The sequence below is a fragment of the Hylemonella sp. GW821-FHT10B10 genome, assembly GCF_059415585.1.
On record NZ_JBWKNN010000006.1, the window covers coordinates 1 to 17,033 of the forward strand.

Sequence of the window (17,033 nt, forward strand, 5' to 3'; positions counted from 1 at the left end):
TCGTCGCCCCGCTGGACAGCCGATCCGGCGAGTTGCACTGAGCGCCAGCGCGTCAGAACAATAAAAAACCCCGGCCGTTCCCGGCCGGGGTTTTGTTTTTTGGTGGAGCTGGGGGGATTTGAACCCCCGTCCGCAAGCCTTGTTCGAGCAGATCTACATGTTTAGCGGTCTGATTTGGATCTCGCCACTGACATCGCGCAGTCGCACGCTATGCCAGCCGCCAGCACCCTATTTTCTCGTCCGTTGCTAAGGTACCCAGCCCCGGACCAGCCGATGAAATTATCTTTACAGCCGGGAGGCTTGCGCCCCCTTGCCCAGCCCATCGGCCTGCTGTTGTAAAGCTCACTGGCAATTAAGCAGCGAGTGCGAAACGTTCGTCGTTTGCAGTTAGGTTTTTTGAATCTGTTTTACGAGCACATTCAGCTCGACATGCACCACATCGCGTCCGAACCCACGTCGAAACCAATGCAGCCCCAAGGCTCACATTTTAGGCCTGTTCAAGCAAATGCAAGAGCTCGGCTGGAGAATTGATCGTGGCGTGCGCCCCCCAGGTCGAAACATCACCCTTGGAACCCAGGTAGCCATAGGTGGCGGCCACCGTACCCATGCCGGCCGCCAGGCCCGCCACGATGTCGCGTTCGTCGTCGCCTACATACAGGCAACGCTGCGGCTCCAGGCCCAGGCGGCGCGCCGCCTCGAACAGCGGTGCCGGATGCGGCTTGGGATGTGGCGTGGTATCGCCGGCGACAATGGCCCTTGCGCTGGCGAAAAGGGGCATGGCGCCGGTCAGCGGCAGCGTGAAACGCTCGATCTTGTTGGTCACCACGCCCCAGGCCAGTTCGCGCTGCAACAGCGCCTGGACCAGTTCGGGGATGCCGGCAAAGGCGTACGTGCGCGCCGTCATGCAGCGCTCGTAGTTGGCCATGAACTCTTCGCGCAGATCGTTGTAGTTCGGAGCTTCCGGCGTGAGCCCAAAAGCCACGCCTATCATGCCGCGCGCACCGGCACCCGCCATCGGGCGGTACAGCTCCAGCGGCAGCGGCGGCAATCCGCGGGCGGTGCGCATCTGGTCAGCGGCGGCGCCCAGGTCCGGGGCGCTGTCGATCAGGGTGCCGTCCAGGTCAAAGAGGACAGCCTCGATACCGGCAAAGCGTGCCATCAGATCCCCGACTTGCGTGTGGCCAGCAGGTAGTTGACGCTGGTGTCGCCGCTGAGCCAATAGCGCCGGGTCAGGGGGTTGTATTCCATGCCACGTGTGGGCCCCAGATCCAGGCTGGCCTGGCGGCAATACCGCGCCAGTTCGCTGGGCCGGATCATCTTGGCGTACTCGTGGGTACCGCGCGGCAGCAGGTTCAAAAGATACTCGGCACCGACGATGGCAAACAGGAAGGACTTGGGGTTGCGGTTGATGGTGGAGAAGAAGACCCAGCCACCGGGCTTGACCAGCGTAGCGCAGGCCTGCACCACGGAAGACGGGTCCGGCACGTGCTCCAGCATCTCCATGCAAGTCACCACATCGAAGCTCGCCGGTTTCTCGGCCGCCAGCGCCTCGGCGCTGATCTCGCGGTAACTCACATTGGGCGTACCGGCCTCCAGCGCGTGCAGCTGGGCCACCTTGAGCGCCTTGGTCGAAAGGTCGATACCAGTGACCTGTGCGCCCTTGCGCGCCATCGAGTCGGACAGGATGCCGCCGCCACAACCGATATCAAGCACCTGCTTGCCGGCCAGCGGCGACAGGCCGCTGATCCAGTCCAGCCGCAAGGGATTGATCTGGTGCAGGGGGCGGAATTCGCTCTCGGGATCCCACCAGCGGTGGGCCAGCTCGGAGAATTTGGCCAGTTCGGCCGGATCGGCGTTCACAGTCATCGTCATAGATGGATTATCCGGCAGCTCATGTCCAAAGCGCTTCCAGAAGCAACAAACCCCGCCGAAGCGGGGTTTGTTTCAGGCAATCAACTGAATGATTACTTGTTGGCGCGGGTGCCGACCACTTCGATTTCCACGCGGCGGTTCTTGGCGCGGCCTTCGGCGGTGCGGTTGTCGGCCACGGGCTGCTTTTCGCCCTTGCCTTCGGTGTACACGCGGTTCTTGTCGATGCCCTTGGTCGTCAGGTAGGCCTTCACGGCTTCGGCACGACGCACAGACAGTTTCTGGTTGTACTCATCGGTACCGATGGAGTCGGCGTGACCCACAGCGATGATGACTTCCAGGTTGATGCCCTTGACCTTCTCGGCCAGGTCATCCAACTTGGCCTTGGCGTCAGCCTTGATGACAGCCTTGTCGAAATCGAAGAAGGTGTCGGCAGCGTAGGTCACCTTGACAGCGGCCGGGGGCGGCGGGGTCGCGGGAGCAGCCGGAGCGGGGGCGGGAGCAGCAACGGGGGCCGGAGCGGGTGCCGGTGCCGGTGCAGCGGGAGCAGCCTTCGGTGCCGGCTCGGGTTCGGGGGTGGACGCGCAACCGGCCATCACAAGTGCGACTGCAGCGAACAGGGCTGCCACGGAATTCAGTTTCTTCATGGTTCTCCTCTAGCGGATTGGGGCCTGAGCGGCACGGCGGGTAAATGGAAGGCATTCATAGCTTTATGAGCGCCACCTGACTGTCTTATGCATTGTGCCATATCAAAAGGGGGGGTCAACCTGCGCATCCCGTCGGGGGCGCATGCCTGCTGGGTCCTCCAACGGTCTGTTGCAGCTATGCCACATGGCCGGCACTTTAGAATTGAGGATTGCCCACGTCCGAGCTCACCTCTTCCATGACCCAATTCGCCAAGGAAACCCTGCCCATCAGCCTCGAAGAGGAAATGCGCCGCAGCTACCTGGACTACGCCATGAGCGTGATCGTCGGCCGGGCCCTGCCTGACGCGCGCGACGGCCTCAAGCCCGTGCACCGGCGTGTGCTCTTCGCGATGCACGAACTCAACAACGACTGGAACCGCGCCTACAAGAAGTCCGCGCGTATCGTCGGTGACGTCATCGGTAAGTACCACCCGCACGGCGACCAGTCGGTCTACGACACCATCGTGCGCATGGCGCAGGATTTCTCCATGCGCCACATGCTGGTGGACGGCCAGGGCAACTTCGGCTCGGTTGACGGCGACAACGCTGCGGCCATGCGCTACACCGAAATCCGCCTGGCCAAGATTGCCCACGAAATGCTGGGCGACATCGACAAGGAAACCGTCGACTTCGGCCCCAACTATGACGGTTCCGAGAAAGAACCGCTGGTGCTGCCCAGCCGCCTGCCCAATCTGCTGGTCAACGGCTCGGGTGGTATCGCCGTGGGCATGGCCACCAACATCCCGCCGCACAACCTCAACGAGGTGGTCGACGCCTGTCTGCACCTGCTGCGCAACCCCGAGGCCTCCATCGACGAACTGATGGAGATCGTGCCCGCGCCCGACTTCCCCACCGCCGGCATCATCTACGGCATGCAGGGTGTCAAGGAAGGCTATCGCACTGGTCGTGGCCGTGTGGTGATGCGCGCGCGCTGCCACTTCGAGGACATTGACAAGGGCCAGCGCCAATCCATCATCGTGGACGAGCTGCCCTACCAGGTCAACAAGAAGAACCTGCTCGAGCGCATCGCCGAGCTGGTGCACGAGAAGAAGATCGAGGGCATCAGTCACATCCAGGACGAGTCCGACAAGTCCGGCATGCGCGTGGTGATCGAGCTCAAGCGCGGCGAAGTGCCCGAGGTGGTGCTCAACAACCTGTACAAGCAGACCCAGCTGCAGGACACCTTCGGCATGAACATGGTGGCCCTGATCAACGGCCAGCCCAAGCTGTGCAACCTGAAGGACCTGGTCGAGGTCTTCCTGGACCACCGCCGCGAAGTGGTGACACGCCGCACGGTGTTCAACCTGCGCAAGGCACGCGACCGTGGTCACGTGCTGGAAGGCCTGGCCGTGGCGCTGGCCAACATCGACGACTTCATTGCCATCATCCGCAACGCCCCCACGCCACCGGTGGCCAAGGCCGAACTGATGACCAAGCCCTGGGACAGCAAGCTGGTGCGCGAGATGCTCACCCGCACGCGCGCCGATGGCGGCGTGGTCAATGCCGATGACTACCGCCCCGAAGGCCTGGAAAAGAATTACGGCATGGGCAACGACGGCCTGTACCGCCTGTCCGACACGCAGGCCCAGGAAATCCTGCAGATGCGCCTGCAGCGTCTGACTGGCCTGGAGCAGGACAAGATCGTGACCGAGTACAAGGAGGTCATGGCCGAGATTGAGGATCTGCTCGACATCCTGGCCAAATCCGGGCGCGTGGCCATCATCGTCAGCGAAGAACTGACCGCCATCAAGCAGGAGTTCGGCCAGGGCAAAGTCGGCGCGCGTCGCAGCCAGGTCGAGCACAACGCCCAGGACCTGGCCACCGAAGACCTGATCACGCCGACCGACATGGTGGTGACACTCTCACACGCCGGCTACATCAAGAGCCAGCCGCTGTCCGAATACCGCGCGCAGAAGCGCGGCGGTCGCGGCAAGCAGGCCACGGCGACCAAGGAAGACGACTGGATCGATCAGCTCTTCATCGCCAACACCCACGACTACATCCTGTGCTTCTCCAACCGCGGGCGCCTGTACTGGCTCAAGGTCTGGGAAGTGCCCGCCGGCTCACGCGGCTCGCGCGGCCGCCCCATCGTCAACATGTTCCCCTTGCAAGAGGGCGAGAAGATCAACGTGGTGCTGCCGCTGACCGGCGACAACCGCAGCTTCCCGGCCGACCACTATGTGTTCATGGCAACCAGCATGGGCACGGTCAAGAAGACGACGCTCGACGAATTCAGCAACCCGCGCAAGGCCGGCATCATCGCCGTGGACCTGGACCCGGGCGACTTCCTGATCGGTGCGGCACTGACCGATGGCCAGCACGACGTGATGCTCTTCAGCGACGGCGGCAAGGCCGTGCGCTTCGACGAGAACGACGTGCGCCCCATGGGCCGCAATGCGCGCGGCGTGCGCGGCATGACGCTGGACGACGGCCAGAGTGTGATCGCCATGCTGGTGGCGGAGGACGAGCAGCAAAGCGTGCTGACCGCCACCGAGAACGGCTATGGCAAGCGCACCTCCATCCTGGAATACACGCGCCATGGCCGTGGCACCAAGGGCATGATCGCCATCCAGCAGAGCGAGCGCAACGGCAAGGTCGTGGCGGCCACCCTGGTGCACACCGACGACGAGATCATGCTGATCACCGACAAGGGTGTGCTGGTGCGCACCCGCGTTGCCGAGATCCGCGAACTCGGCCGAGCCACTCAGGGCGTGACCCTGATCGGCCTGGATGAAGGCGCCAAGCTCAGCGGTCTGCAGCGCATCGTCGAGAACGACGCCAACGGGGTCGAAGGCGCCGAGAGTGAGCCCGGCGACGCGGAAGACGCCTCCTGATGCAGCGTCCCTACAACTTCTCCGCCGGCCCCGCCACCATCGCGCCCGAAGTGCTGCAGCAGGCCGCCAGCGAAATGCTGGACTGGCACGGCAGCGGCATGGGCGTGATGGAGATGAGCCATCGCGGCAAGGAGTTCATCAGCATCTACGAGCAGGCCCAGGCCGATCTGCGCGAGTTGCTCGCGGTACCGAAGAACTTCCACATCCTCTTCATGCAAGGCGGCGGCCTGGCGGAGAACGCCATCGTCCCGCTGAACCTCTCGCGCGGCGGCACGGTGGACTACATCATCACCGGCGCCTGGAGCCAGAAGTCGCAGAAGGAAGCTCGCAAGTACTGCAGCGTGAACATCGCGGCCAGCGACGAGGCCCGGGGCTTCACGCAACTGCCCGCGCCGGCCAGCTGGAAGCTCAGCCCCGACGCCAATTACGTGCACATCTGCTCCAACGAGACCATCCATGGCATCGAGTTCCACGAACTGCCCGATCTGAAAGCCCTGGGTTCGCAAGCGCCGCTGGTGATCGACTTCTCCTCGCACGTCGCCTCACGTCCAGTGGACTGGTCACGCGTCGGACTGGCCTACGGCGGTGCGCAAAAGAACATCGGCCCCGCCGGCCTGACCCTGGTCATCGTGCGCGAAGACCTGCTGGGCCGCGCCCTGCCCGTCTGCCCCAGCGCTTTCGACTACAAGACCGTGGCCGACAACGAGTCCATGTTCAATACCCCGCCGACCTATGCCATCTACATGGCCGGCCTGATCTTCCAGTGGCTCAAGAAGCTGGGCGGCGTGCCGGCCATGGAAGCACGCAACATCGCCAAGGCCGAACTGCTCTACAGCTACATCGGCGGCTCGCAGTTCTACGTGAACAAGGTGGCCAAGGACTGTCGCTCGCGCATGAACGTGCCATTCTTCCTGCGTGACGAATCGCGCAACGAAGCCTTCCTGGCCGGCGCCAAGGCCGCCGGTCTGCTGCAACTCAAGGGCCACAAGTCCGTCGGCGGCATGCGCGCCAGCATCTACAACGCCATGCCACTCGAAGGTGTGCAGGCCCTGGTGGCCTACATGCGAGAATTCGAGCGCACGCAAAGCTGAGCCATGGCCAAGACCCTCCCCCAACTGCGCACCCAGATCGACGCCCTGGACCAGGAGCTGCTGACCCTGCTGAACCGCCGAGCCGCACTGGCGCACGAGGTCGGCGAGATCAAGAAGGTTGAAGGCTCGCCGGTGTTCCGTCCCGAACGCGAGGCACAGGTCATCACCGGCCTGCAGGCCGGCAACCCCGGACCGCTCAAGCGCGAAAGCGTGGCCACCATCTGGCGCGAGATCATGTCGGCCTGCCGCGCCCTGGAAGCGCCGCAGCGCGTGGCCTATCTCGGCCCGGCCGGCACCTTCAGCGAGCAGGCGGCCCTGCAATTCTTCGGCTCCAGCATCGAGCGCATGCCCTGTGGCAGCATCGACGAGGTCTTCCGCGCCACCGCCGCGGGCAGCGCCCAGTACGGCGTGGTGCCCATGGAAAACTCCACCGAGGGCATGGTCTCGCGCTCGCTCGACCTCTTCCTCGCCTCGCCGCTGCATGTGATAGGCGAGACCAGCCTGCTGGTACGCCACAACCTGCTGCGCCAGTCCGACTCGCTCGAAGGCATCTCCGCCGTCTATGCCCACCCCCAGGCCCTGGCCCAGTGCCAGAACTGGCTCAACACCCATCTGCCCCACGCCGAGCGCCACGCCGCGGCCAGCAACGCCGAAGGCGCGCGCCTGGCCACCACCAATCCGGCCTGGGCCGGCATCGCCAGCGAACGCGCCGGCAGCGAATTCGGCCTGCATGTGGTGGCCCACGCCATCCAGGACGACGCCTACAACCGCACCCGTTTTGCCGTGGTCTGCCTGCCGCAGACCCTGGCGACTCCGGAAAGTTCGGGCAAGGACTGCGTGAGCCTCATCGTCTCGGTGCCCAACCGTCCGGGCGCCGTGCACGATCTGCTGGTTCCGTTGAAAAAACACGGCGTGTCCATGACACGTTTCGAATCGCGCCCGGCGCGATCGGGACAATGGGAATACTATTTCTACATCGACATCCAGGGCCACACGTCCCAGCCCCATGTCGCAGCCGCGCTTCAAGAGCTCCAAAGCCTGTGCGCGTTCTACAAGGTGTTGGGCACCTACCCGGTGAGTGAATGATGTTTGAACAGTTGGGTCTGATCGGTTGCGGCCTCATGGGCGGTTCATTTGCCCTGGCGCTCAAACGCGCCGGACTGGTCAAACGCGTGGTCGGCTACAGCAAGTCGCCCTCCACCACAGAGCGCGCCCGCGCCATGGGCGTGATCGACGTCGAAGCCCCCTCGGCCCTGCTGGCCGTCTCGGGCGCCGACATCGTGCTGATCGCCGTGCCGGTCTCTGCCACCGAGGCCACCTTCAAGGCCATCAAGCACCTGGTCACGCCGCAGATGCTGATCATGGACGTGGGTTCGACCAAACGTGATGTGGTCGACGCCGCGCGCCGTGCCCTGCGCGAACAGGTTGGCTCCTTCGTGCCGGCCCACCCAATCTCGGGCAAGGAAGTCTCCGGCGTGGAACATGCCGATCCCGACCTGTATTCGGGCAAGCAGATCATCCTCACGCCTCTGGACCGTACCCATGCGACACAGGTGCAGCAGGCCATCGACGTCTGGTCCGCCCTGGGCTGCCATGTGCTCAAGATGACGCCCGAGTCGCACGACGCGGCCTTTGCGGCAGTGAGCCACCTGCCCCACCTGATCGCCTTTGCGCTGATGAACTCCATCACCGGGCAGAACCAGGGCAAGGACTTCCTCTCCCTGGCCGGCCCCGGCTTCCGTGATTTCACCCGCATCGCTGCCAGCGACCCGCAAGTCTGGCGCGACATCATGATCTCCAACCGTGAAGAGCTGCTGACCCAGGCCAAGCTCTTCCAGCGCAATCTGCAGGCTCTCGAACTCATGATCTCCAATGGCAACGCCGACGCGCTCGAAGACCTGATCGGCCAGGCCAGTCAGGCCCGTGCCCACTGGAGCATGAACAAGAACCGCCGGTAATCCCGCCCCGATGTTTTCCACCGCGTTTCTCGACCTGCCGCCCCTGGCCGGTGCGCACGGCCGTGTGCTCCTGCCCGGATCCAAGAGCATCTCCAATCGCGTGCTGCTGCTCTCGGCCCTGTGCCGCGGCCGCACCACCCTGCATGACCTGCTCGACTCCGACGACACCCGCGTGATGCTGGCCGCCCTGCGCCAGCTGGGCTGCGGCGTGCAACAGGACGGCAGCACCGTGGTGATCGACGGCATCGACGGCAGGCTACCCACCACCGCCCTGAAGTTCTTCATGGGCAATGCGGGCACTGCCATGCGCCCGCTCACCGCGGCACTGGCCGTACTGGGCGGCGACTTCGAACTCTCGGGTGTGCCGCGCATGCACGAGCGCCCCATCGGCGACCTGGTCGATGCGCTGCGCCCGCTGGGCTGCACCATCGATTACCTGGGTAACGACGGTTACCCCCCGCTGCGCATCGGGCGCCCGAGTCTCCACCTTGACGCCCCGATCAAGGTTCGCGGCGACGTCTCCAGCCAGTTCCTCACGGCCCTGCTGATGGCCCTGCCCCTGGTCGCGTCGAAAGACATCGCCATCGAAGTCATCGGCGAACTGATCTCCAAACCCTATATCGAGATCACGCTCAACCTCCTCTCGCGTTACGGCATCCAGGTCCAGCGCGAAGGCTGGCAGCGCTTCACCATCCCGGCCGGCAGTCGCTACCAGTCGCCCGGCGTGCTGCACGTGGAGGCCGATGCCTCCTCGGCCAGCTACTTCATTGCACTGGGCGCCATCGCGGCCGAAGCGACCGCCCCGGTGCGCATCGAAGGCGTGGGCGAAAGCTCGATCCAGGGCGACATCAAGTTCGTCGACGCCGCCCGCCTGATGGGCGCGCGCGTGACGAGCGGGCCGAACTGGCTCGAAATCTCCCGGGGCAGCTGGCCGCTCAAGGCCATCGACCTGGACTGCAACCACATCCCCGACGCCGCCATGACCCTGGCCGTGATGGCGCTCTATGCCGACGGCCCCAGCACTCTGCGCAATATCGCGAGCTGGCGCGTCAAGGAAACCGACCGCATCGCCGCCATGGCCGCCGAACTGCGCAAGCTGGGCGCCACGGTCGAAGAAGGCGCGGACTTCATCCGCATCACGCCCCTGGTCACCTCCGGCTGGAAGGCCGCCAGCATCCACACCTACGACGACCACCGTGTCGCCATGTGTTTTTCGCTGGCCGCCTTCAACCCGGCTGGCCGGCCCGTGCGCATCCTGGACCCCAAGTGCGTGGCCAAGACCTTCCCCGACTACTTCGAGGCCCTGTTTTCCGTCACAGTGCCGCAAACCGGCGCCGTCCCCATCCTCTGCGTGGACGGCCCCACCGCCTCCGGCAAGGGCACCCTGGCCGCGGTCCTGGCCGAGCGCCTGGGTTACCACCTGCTGGATTCCGGCGCCCTCTACCGCGTGACCGCCTTGGCCGCCCTGCGCGCCGGTCTGACGCTGGAGCCGGCCAACGAGAAAGCCATCGCCGCCCTGGCAGAGCGCCTGCCCGTGCGCTTCGCAGGTGAGCGCGTGCTGCTGGACGGCGAGGACGTCAGTGACGCCATCCGCAGCGAAAACGGCGGCATGAACGCCTCCAAGGTCTCGGCCCTGCCGGCCGTGCGTACGGCCCTGGTGGCCCTGCAACACAGCTTTGCCCGTCTGCCCGGCCTGGTGGCTGACGGGCGCGATATGGGCACCGTGATCTTCCCGGACGCCCCCTTGAAGGTGTTTTTGACCGCCAGCGCTGCCAAACGGGCCGAGCGGCGCCATAAGCAGTTGATTTCAAAGGGATTTTCGACTACAATCGAAACCCTTCGTGCCGATCTGGAAGCGCGTGATGCCCGGGACATGTCCCGCAGCGTCGCGCCCCTCAAACCGGCACAGGACGCCCGGTTGCTGGACAACTCGGATCTGTCGATTGAAGAGTCGGTGGATCTCGTGCTGGACTGGTGGCAGGGCAAACAGCCTTTCGGACCTGTCTGAGAGGCTGGTGAGGCCCACCCGGCTCCCCTCGCGCTCGCTAAGCGCACGGCCGTGTGGATCAACAACTTAACCCGCGGATCATCCGCACAAACTGCCATCGAAAGCTACCCACCAGTCGCAATGGTGCGACTGTCACGCCACGATCCCCTTCGTGGACGCCCAGATGGTCTAGGAACTTAAATGTCTGAATCTTTTGCCGCCCTGTTTGAAGAATCCCTGCAACGCACCGAAATGCGTCCGGGTGAAGTGATCACCGCCGAAGTCGTGCGCATCGAGCACAGCTTCGTCGTCGTGAATGCCGGCCTCAAGTCCGAGGCCTATGTCCCCGTCGAGGAATTCAAGAACGACCAGGGCGTGCTCGAAGTGCAAGTTGGCGACTTCGTCTCGGTGGCCATCGGCTCCATCGAAAACGGTTACGGCGACACCATCCTGTCGCGTGACACCGCCAAGCGTCTGGCTTCCTGGATGAGCCTGGAAAAGGCCCTGGAAACCGGCGAATTCGTCACCGGCACCACCAGCGGCAAGGTCAAGGGTGGCCTGACTGTTCTGGTCAACGGCATCCGTGCCTTCCTGCCCGGCTCGCTGGTCGACACCCGTCCCACCAAGGACCTGTCTCCGTACGAGAACAAGACCCTGGAATTCAAGGTCATCAAGCTGGACCGCAAGCGCAACAACGTGGTGCTGAGCCGCCGCGCCGTGGTGGAAGCCTCCATGGGCGAAGAGCGCGCCAAGCTCATGCAGAACCTCAAGGAAGGTTCCGTGGTGCAGGGCGTGGTCAAGAACATCACCGAATACGGTGCCTTCGTGGACCTGGGCGGCATCGACGGCCTGCTGCACATCACCGACATGGCCTGGCGCCGTGTGCGTCACCCCTCCGAAGTGGTGACCGCTGGCCAGGAAATCACCGCCAAGATCCTGAAGTTCGACACCGAGAAGAACCGCGTGTCCCTGGGTCTGAAGCAGATGGGCGACGACCCGTGGATGGGCGTTTCCCGCCGTTACCCCACCGCCACCCGCCTGTTCGGCAAGATCACCAACATCGCCGACTACGGCGCGTTCGTGGAACTCGAGCCGGGCATCGAAGGTCTGGTGCACGTCTCCGAAATGGACTGGACCAACAAGAACGTGGCTCCATCGAAGATCGTCGCCCTGGGTGACGAAGTCGAAGTCATGGTCCTGGAAATCGACGAAGACAAGCGCCGTATCAGCCTGGGCATGAAGCAGTGCAAGGCCAACCCCTGGCAGGAATTCGCGCAGAACACCAAGCGCGGCGACCGCGTCAAGGGCCCGATCAAGTCGATCACCGACTTCGGCGTGTTCGTGGGCCTGGCTGCCGGTATCGACGGCCTGGTGCACCTGTCCGATCTGTCCTGGAACGAGCCGGGCGAAGCCGCCGTGCGCAACTACAAGAAGGGCCAGGAAGTGGAAGCACTCGTGCTGGCCGTCGACGTGGACCGCGAGCGCATCTCCCTGGGCATCAAGCAGCTGGACCAGGATCCCTTCACCACCTTCACCTCCGTGAACGACAAGGGTTCCTCGGTGACCGGCAAGGTCAAGACCGTGGACGCCCGTGGCGCCGAGATCGATCTGGGCCAGGACATCCTGGGTTACCTGCGCGCCAGCGAAATCTCGCGTGACCGCGTGGAAGACGCCCGCAACGTGCTCAAGGAAGGCGACGAAGTCACCGCCGTGGTGGTCAACGTGGATCGCAAGACCCGCAACATCCAGCTGTCGATCAAGGCCAAGGACCTGGCCGACGAGCAGGGTGCCATGGCCAACCTGAACCAGCAGTCGGCCCGCGAAAGCGCCGGTACCACCAGCCTTGGCGCTCTGCTGCGCGCCAAGCTGGACACGTCCGAGAAGTGATAAGCATGGGTCTCGCTGCTGCTGTGCAGCGGCGAGACCCTGCGAGCCACGCGAACGTCTCATTTCATGACCCGCTCCGACCTGGTTGAAGAACTGGCGGCCCGTTTCGGGCAGCTGACCCACCGCGACGCCGAGTTCGCGGTCAAGGCCATCCTGGACGCGATGAACGATGCGTTGGTGCGCGGGCACCGCATCGAGATCCGCGGCTTCGGCAGTTTTTCCATCAACCGCAGGCCGCCCCGCATGGGGCGCAACCCGCGCAGTGGTGAGAGCGTGGCCATCCCCGAAAAGCGCGTCCCCCACTTCAAGCCGGGCAAGGCCCTGCGCGAAGCGGTGGACCAGCGCACCAGCGAAATGCAGGCGAACGAACCCAAAGTTTGAACGCGCTACTCGCTAGAATGCCCTCACCCGGGGGACATCGATGAAACAACTGACATGGCTGCTGAAGTGGATACTGCGGGCAGCCATTTTTTTTGCCCTGCTCGCCTTTGCCCTGAACAACCAGCAGGACGTCAGCGTGCACCTCTTCTTCGGCCACGACTGGACCGCGCCGATGGTGCTGGTCGTGCTGGCCGCCTTCACCCTGGGCCTGGCCGCGGGAGTGATTGCCATGCTGCCGCGCTGGCTCAAGCAGCGTCGCGCTGCACGCCGGGCGCGCCGCCTGAGCGCAGCCGAAAGCCAGCTTTCCCTCTCCACACTGCAGCCACCCCATGAATCTTGACCTGAGCTGGATCCTGCTCGGCCTGCCGGCCGCCTTCATCCTGGGCTGGCTGGCCTCTCGCCTGGACCTGCGCCAACTGCGCATCGAGAACCGGCGCAACCCCAAGGCCTACTTCCGCGGCCTGAATTTCCTGCTCAACGAACAGCAGGACCAGGCCATCGACGCCTTCATCGAAGCCGTGCAGCAGGACCCCGACACCTCCGAGCTGCACTTCGCCCTGGGCAACCTGTTCCGTCGCCGCGGCGAGTACGAACGCGCCGTGCGGGTACACGAGCACCTGCTTTCGCGGGGTGACCTGTCCGAAGCCGATCGCCAGCGGGCCCAGCATGCCCTGGCGCTGGACTACCTCAAGGCCGGCCTGCTCGACCGGGCCGAAGACGCCTTGATCAAGCTCGAAGGCACGCCCTTCCAGGCCCAGGCCAGACTGGCCCGACTCGCCAATTACGAACGCTCACGTGACTGGCCACTGGCGGCCGAAATCGCACGCCAGCTTGAAAGTGCCGACCATGGCAGCTTCAGCAGCCGCCTGGCGCACTATCTGTGCGAACAGGCCGCCGCCCACCTCGCGCACGGCGAAGTCACGCAGGCACAGGACGTACTGAACCAGGCCATCAGCACCGCCCCCACCGCCCCGCGCGCGCGCGTCGAACTGGCCCGCCTGCAGATGGAACAAGGGCAGGCCGCGCAGGCCTGCGCGACGCTGGAAGCCGCCCTGACCGCCTGCCCGCCTGCCACGCCGCTGATCGCCGCCCCTCTGGCGCAGGCTGCCGTGGCCAGCGGCCGCACCGTGCCCGTGCTGGCCAGGCTGCAGGACATCTACGAGCAGACACCTTCGCTGGATGTGCTTGAAGCCCTGGTGACCCTGCAGGCCGCGGCCGGCAGCAGCAGCACCAGCACGCGTGACTGGTACGTGCACCACCTGGAACGGGAACCCTCGCTGGTCGCCGCCGCCAAGTGGATCGCCGGCGAGAAGCTCGAGCACGAACAGTTTCATCCCCAAGTGCAGCGCGCGCTGGACCACGCCGTCAAGCCGCTCACGCGCTACCGCTGCGCCGCCTGCGGTTTCGAGGCCAAGCAGCATTTCTGGCAATGCCCGGGCTGCCAGACCTGGGACAGCTATCCTGCCCGTCGCGTCGAAGAACTCTGAACACCATGACGACCATCAGCAAACAACAACTCGCCAAGTCCCGCGTGCTCGTGGTGGGCGACGCCATGATCGACCGCTACTGGTACGGCGCGGTCGACCGCATCAGCCCCGAGGCTCCCGTGCCCGTGGTGCGCGTGACGCGCGAGGAACTCCGTATCGGCGGCGCCGCCAACGTGGCCAGCAACGTCGTGTCGCTGGGTGCGAAGGCCACGCTGCTGACCGTGGTGGGCGACGACGAGGCCAGCCACACACTCGAATCCCTGGTGGCCCAGACCGGCATCACCCCGCATTTCGGTCGCGATGCAGCATTGCAGACCACCGTCAAGCTGCGTGTGATCGGCCGCCAGCAGCAGCTCATCCGCCTCGACTTCGAGAACAGCCCCAAGAGTGAAGTGCTGGCCTCACAGACGGCCGATTTCATCAAGCTGCTGCCCTCCCACGACGCCGTGCTCTTCTCCGACTACGGCAAGGGCGGCCTGGACCATGTGCACCACATGATCGAGCACGCTCAGGCAGCAGGCAAGCCCGTGCTGATCGATCCCAAAGGCTCGGACTACTCGCGCTACAGCGGTGCCACCGTGATCACCCCCAACCGCGCCGAACTGCAGCAGGTGGTGGGCTCCTGGAGCAGCGAAGAGGAACTGCGTGCCAAGTCGCGCACCCTGCTCGACAAGCTCGGCCTGCAGGCCCTGCTGCTCACGCGCAGCGAGGAAGGCATGACACTCTATGACGCCGCAGGCGAGATCAGCGTGGCGGCCCAGGCGCGCGAGGTGTTCGACGTGACCGGCGCGGGCGACACCGTGATCGCCACCCTGGCGGCCCTGGTGGGCGCCGGCCTGCCACTGCGCGAAGCCATGCCCCTGGCCAACAAGGCCGGTGGCATCGTCGTGGGCAAGTTCGGCACGGCCACGGTCAGCTACGACGAGCTGTTCGCCACAAAGTAAATCGAATCGGACAAGAGGAATACACCATGACACGCGTAGTCGTCACCGGAGCCGCCGGTTTCATCGGCGCCAACATCGTCAAGGGCCTGAACGCGCGCGGCATCGACGACATCATCGTTGTCGACGACCTGAGCCAGGGCGACAAGTTCCGCAACTTCGCCGACCTCAAGATCGCCGACTACGTGGACCTGGACGACTTCTATCCCAACTTCGAGGAAGGCCACTACGGCAAGGTCGAGGCCGTCTTCCACGAAGGCGCCTGCAGCGACACCATGGAGCAGGACGGCAAGTACATGATGGACAACAACTACACGCTCTCGTGCGAGTTGTTTCAGGCCTGCCAGCGCTATGGCACCCGCCTGCTCTACGCCTCCTCCGCAGCGACCTATGGCAACTCCGAGACCTTCCGGGAGGTGCCCGAGTTCGAGGCTCCGCTCAACGTCTACGGTTATTCCAAGCTGCTGTTCGACCAGCGCATGCGCCGCGAACTCGGCACCAATTTCGAGAAAGCCAAGATCCAGGTGGCGGGCTTCCGTTACTTCAACGTCTACGGCCCGCGCGAACAGCACAAGGGCCGCATGGCCAGCGTGGCCTTCCACCAGTTCAACCAGTTCCGTGCCGAAGGCAAGGTCAAACTTTTCGGCGAATATGGCGGCTATGGACCGGGCCAGCAGATGCGCGACTTCGTCTTCGTGGACGATGTGGTGGCCGTCAACCTCTGGTTCTTCGACCACCCGGGCAAGAGCGGCGTGTTCAACCTCGGCTCGGGCCGGGCCCAGCCCTTCAACGACGTGGCCGTGGGCGTGGTCAACACCTTGCGTGCGCTCAAGGGAGAAACCGCCCTGCCGCTGGAGAAGATCGCGGCCCAGGGCCTGATCGAGTACATCCCCTTCCCCGACGCACTGCGCGGCAAGTACCAGTGCTTCACGCAGGCGGATCTGGCCAAGCTGCGCGCTGCCGGCTGTGATCACCAGTTTGCCGACGTGCAGACCGGTGTGGCCCAGTACGTGAAGTGGCTGGCCAGCCGGGCCTGATCACCTACTCCCAAGAAAAAAGCCGGCGCATACCGCGAGCCGTTCAATTAAAGTGTTGACGCGGCTGAGAATTTGGTTAGCCCCCGGTATCCACCCGGGGGCTTTATTTTTAACGCGAAGCTATTGATTCATTTCCAAACCTGAGCCATTTCTAGCCGGATTCCAGACCCCTGAAGACATGATCAGATGAGTGAAGCATCCAAGACCAGCGCTTGTGGATAACTCAACAACGCACCGCAGCGCGCTTGAACTGTTGCCACCCAGGCCCGGTCAGCCATGCCAGGCTGCCTCAGTTGGGCTTTGAGGTCGATTGGAAACTTCCAGGAAATCCCCGCAACGTCGTACCCGCCTAGCCGTTGAGTCGTCGTTACTCCATCGGTCGCTTGTGCCATCGAGAAAATCTGGACGACGTACTTGTCTGCATTGACGGGAGCGCTCCAATGCAAAGCATCCGCTTGCTGCTGAACCGACCGGGATTTCAACGCACACTGGTCGGCAGCCTGGATAACAAAGTATGGCCCCTGGGCATGCAGATCCTGCACCGAGTAAGTCGGACAGTTGCGGCTCACAATAACCTTCACAGCAGAAGTCAGCACCGTAACTGGCGCACCCAGACGCCAGCGCGCCCCCGTCACCACAGTGTCGATAGACTCAAGCACGCGCCCCTCGGGCAGCACCACGGCCACCTGCACCCTGTAGCTGGAATTGGCGTCACCGCCCCACTGCAATTCTGGTTGCCGATCTGCAATCTGGCTGCCTCGCTTTGGCGTCAGCAGCTCATAGCGCTCGCAGCCGGTCTGCGCCCATGCGCTCCAAGCCGACATCAGGCAGAAAGTCAAAAGTAGCCATCGCTTCCAGGTCAAACACATCGTCTC

At 64.2% G+C, this 17,033-nt stretch carries 15 protein-coding genes and 1 other RNA gene; 11 read left to right on the forward strand and 5 right to left on the reverse strand.

The window, feature by feature from the left end:
- Positions 1 to 100: 100 nt before the first annotated feature.
- The 4 genes from ssrA to ompA form a co-directional block, all read right to left on the reverse strand.
- Positions 101 to 475: a transfer-messenger RNA gene (gene ssrA / locus AC07NT_RS18110) on the reverse strand.
- Between the two features lie 12 nt (positions 476 to 487).
- The gene (locus AC07NT_RS18115) at positions 488 to 1,159 is read right to left on the reverse strand and encodes an HAD-IA family hydrolase (RefSeq protein WP_498596587.1); all 672 of its coding nucleotides are present in this window, start codon (positions 1,157 to 1,159) and stop codon (positions 488 to 490) included.
- Positions 1,159 to 1,872, reverse strand: a complete 714-nt coding sequence (gene ubiG / locus AC07NT_RS18120) for a bifunctional 2-polyprenyl-6-hydroxyphenol methylase/3-demethylubiquinol 3-O-methyltransferase UbiG (RefSeq protein ID WP_498596586.1) — start codon at positions 1,870 to 1,872, stop codon at positions 1,159 to 1,161. Before ubiG ends, AC07NT_RS18115 begins: the two co-directional genes overlap by 1 nt.
- A gap of 92 nt (positions 1,873 to 1,964) precedes the next feature.
- Positions 1,965 to 2,516, reverse strand: coding sequence for an outer membrane protein OmpA (gene ompA, locus AC07NT_RS18125; RefSeq protein WP_498596585.1), 552 nt, complete (start codon positions 2,514 to 2,516; stop codon positions 1,965 to 1,967).
- A 236-nt stretch (positions 2,517 to 2,752) separates the two neighbouring features.
- Here ompA and gyrA point away from each other — a divergent pair, with 236 nt between their 5' ends.
- From gyrA to rfaD, 11 genes are all read left to right on the forward strand, one after another.
- Complete coding sequence (gyrA, locus tag AC07NT_RS18130; protein WP_498596584.1) at positions 2,753 to 5,389, forward strand: DNA gyrase subunit A; 2,637 nt, start codon at positions 2,753 to 2,755, stop codon at positions 5,387 to 5,389.
- The gene (serC, locus tag AC07NT_RS18135) at positions 5,389 to 6,480 is read left to right on the forward strand and encodes a 3-phosphoserine/phosphohydroxythreonine transaminase (RefSeq protein ID WP_498596583.1); all 1,092 of its coding nucleotides are present in this window, start codon (positions 5,389 to 5,391) and stop codon (positions 6,478 to 6,480) included. Before gyrA ends, serC begins: the two co-directional genes overlap by 1 nt.
- A gap of 3 nt (positions 6,481 to 6,483) precedes the next feature.
- The gene (pheA, locus tag AC07NT_RS18140) at positions 6,484 to 7,566 is read left to right on the forward strand and encodes a prephenate dehydratase (protein WP_498596582.1); all 1,083 of its coding nucleotides are present in this window, start codon (positions 6,484 to 6,486) and stop codon (positions 7,564 to 7,566) included.
- Positions 7,566 to 8,438, forward strand: coding sequence for a prephenate dehydrogenase (locus tag AC07NT_RS18145; protein ID WP_498598470.1), 873 nt, complete (start codon positions 7,566 to 7,568; stop codon positions 8,436 to 8,438). Before pheA ends, AC07NT_RS18145 begins: the two co-directional genes overlap by 1 nt.
- A 10-nt stretch (positions 8,439 to 8,448) precedes the next feature.
- Positions 8,449 to 10,446: a bifunctional 3-phosphoshikimate 1-carboxyvinyltransferase/cytidylate kinase gene (locus AC07NT_RS18150; protein WP_498596581.1), complete on the forward strand. Its 1,998-nt coding sequence runs from the start codon at positions 8,449 to 8,451 to the stop codon at positions 10,444 to 10,446.
- A 180-nt stretch (positions 10,447 to 10,626) separates the two neighbouring features.
- Positions 10,627 to 12,312 (forward strand): 30S ribosomal protein S1, encoded by a 1,686-nt coding sequence (gene rpsA, locus AC07NT_RS18155; protein ID WP_498596580.1) that lies wholly within the window; start codon positions 10,627 to 10,629, stop codon positions 12,310 to 12,312.
- 66 nt (positions 12,313 to 12,378) lie between these two features.
- A complete protein-coding gene (locus AC07NT_RS18160) occupies positions 12,379 to 12,693 on the forward strand; it encodes an integration host factor subunit beta (protein ID WP_498596579.1) in 315 nt (104 codons plus the stop codon).
- Positions 12,694 to 12,733: 40 nt separating this feature from the next.
- Positions 12,734 to 13,033 carry a LapA family protein gene (locus AC07NT_RS18165; protein WP_498596578.1) on the forward strand — a complete coding sequence of 100 codons (300 nt, stop codon included), beginning with the start codon at positions 12,734 to 12,736 and terminating at the stop codon, positions 13,031 to 13,033.
- Positions 13,023 to 14,180 carry a lipopolysaccharide assembly protein LapB gene (gene lapB, locus AC07NT_RS18170; protein ID WP_498596577.1) on the forward strand — a complete coding sequence of 386 codons (1,158 nt, stop codon included), beginning with the start codon at positions 13,023 to 13,025 and terminating at the stop codon, positions 14,178 to 14,180. Before AC07NT_RS18165 ends, lapB begins: the two co-directional genes overlap by 11 nt.
- Positions 14,181 to 14,185: 5 nt before the next feature.
- Positions 14,186 to 15,124 carry a D-glycero-beta-D-manno-heptose-7-phosphate kinase gene (gene rfaE1, locus AC07NT_RS18175; RefSeq protein WP_498596576.1) on the forward strand — a complete coding sequence of 313 codons (939 nt, stop codon included), beginning with the start codon at positions 14,186 to 14,188 and terminating at the stop codon, positions 15,122 to 15,124.
- 26 nt (positions 15,125 to 15,150) lie between these two features.
- Entirely contained in the window at positions 15,151 to 16,158 is a 1,008-nt protein-coding gene (rfaD, locus tag AC07NT_RS18180) for an ADP-glyceromanno-heptose 6-epimerase (RefSeq protein WP_498596575.1), read from the forward strand.
- Between the two features lie 182 nt (positions 16,159 to 16,340).
- Here the strand turns inward: rfaD and AC07NT_RS18185 are convergent, their stop codons facing one another.
- Complete coding sequence (locus AC07NT_RS18185; protein WP_498596574.1) at positions 16,341 to 17,027, reverse strand: hypothetical protein; 687 nt, start codon at positions 17,025 to 17,027, stop codon at positions 16,341 to 16,343.
- Positions 17,028 to 17,033: the final 6 nt, after the last annotated feature.

Coding starts and splice junctions, on each gene's coding strand:
- rpsA (WP_498596580.1), top strand. CDS start 10,627: ATGTCTGAATCTTTTGCCGCCCTGTTTGAAGAATCCCTGCAACGCACC.
- rfaE1 (WP_498596576.1), top strand. CDS start 14,186: ATGACGACCATCAGCAAACAACAACTCGCCAAGTCCCGCGTGCTCGTG.
- AC07NT_RS18165 (WP_498596578.1), top strand. CDS start 12,734: ATGAAACAACTGACATGGCTGCTGAAGTGGATACTGCGGGCAGCCATT.
- lapB (WP_498596577.1), top strand. CDS start 13,023: ATGAATCTTGACCTGAGCTGGATCCTGCTCGGCCTGCCGGCCGCCTTC.
- AC07NT_RS18160 (WP_498596579.1), top strand. CDS start 12,379: ATGACCCGCTCCGACCTGGTTGAAGAACTGGCGGCCCGTTTCGGGCAG.
- rfaD (WP_498596575.1), top strand. CDS start 15,151: ATGACACGCGTAGTCGTCACCGGAGCCGCCGGTTTCATCGGCGCCAAC.
- AC07NT_RS18145 (WP_498598470.1), top strand. CDS start 7,566: ATGTTTGAACAGTTGGGTCTGATCGGTTGCGGCCTCATGGGCGGTTCA.
- ompA (WP_498596585.1), bottom strand. CDS start 2,516: ATGAAGAAACTGAATTCCGTGGCAGCCCTGTTCGCTGCAGTCGCACTT.
- AC07NT_RS18150 (WP_498596581.1), top strand. CDS start 8,449: ATGTTTTCCACCGCGTTTCTCGACCTGCCGCCCCTGGCCGGTGCGCAC.
- pheA (WP_498596582.1), top strand. CDS start 6,484: ATGGCCAAGACCCTCCCCCAACTGCGCACCCAGATCGACGCCCTGGAC.
- AC07NT_RS18115 (WP_498596587.1), bottom strand. CDS start 1,159: ATGGCACGCTTTGCCGGTATCGAGGCTGTCCTCTTTGACCTGGACGGC.
- AC07NT_RS18185 (WP_498596574.1), bottom strand. CDS start 17,027: ATGTGTTTGACCTGGAAGCGATGGCTACTTTTGACTTTCTGCCTGATG.
- serC (WP_498596583.1), top strand. CDS start 5,389: ATGCAGCGTCCCTACAACTTCTCCGCCGGCCCCGCCACCATCGCGCCC.
- gyrA (WP_498596584.1), top strand. CDS start 2,753: ATGACCCAATTCGCCAAGGAAACCCTGCCCATCAGCCTCGAAGAGGAA.
- ubiG (WP_498596586.1), bottom strand. CDS start 1,872: ATGACGATGACTGTGAACGCCGATCCGGCCGAACTGGCCAAATTCTCC.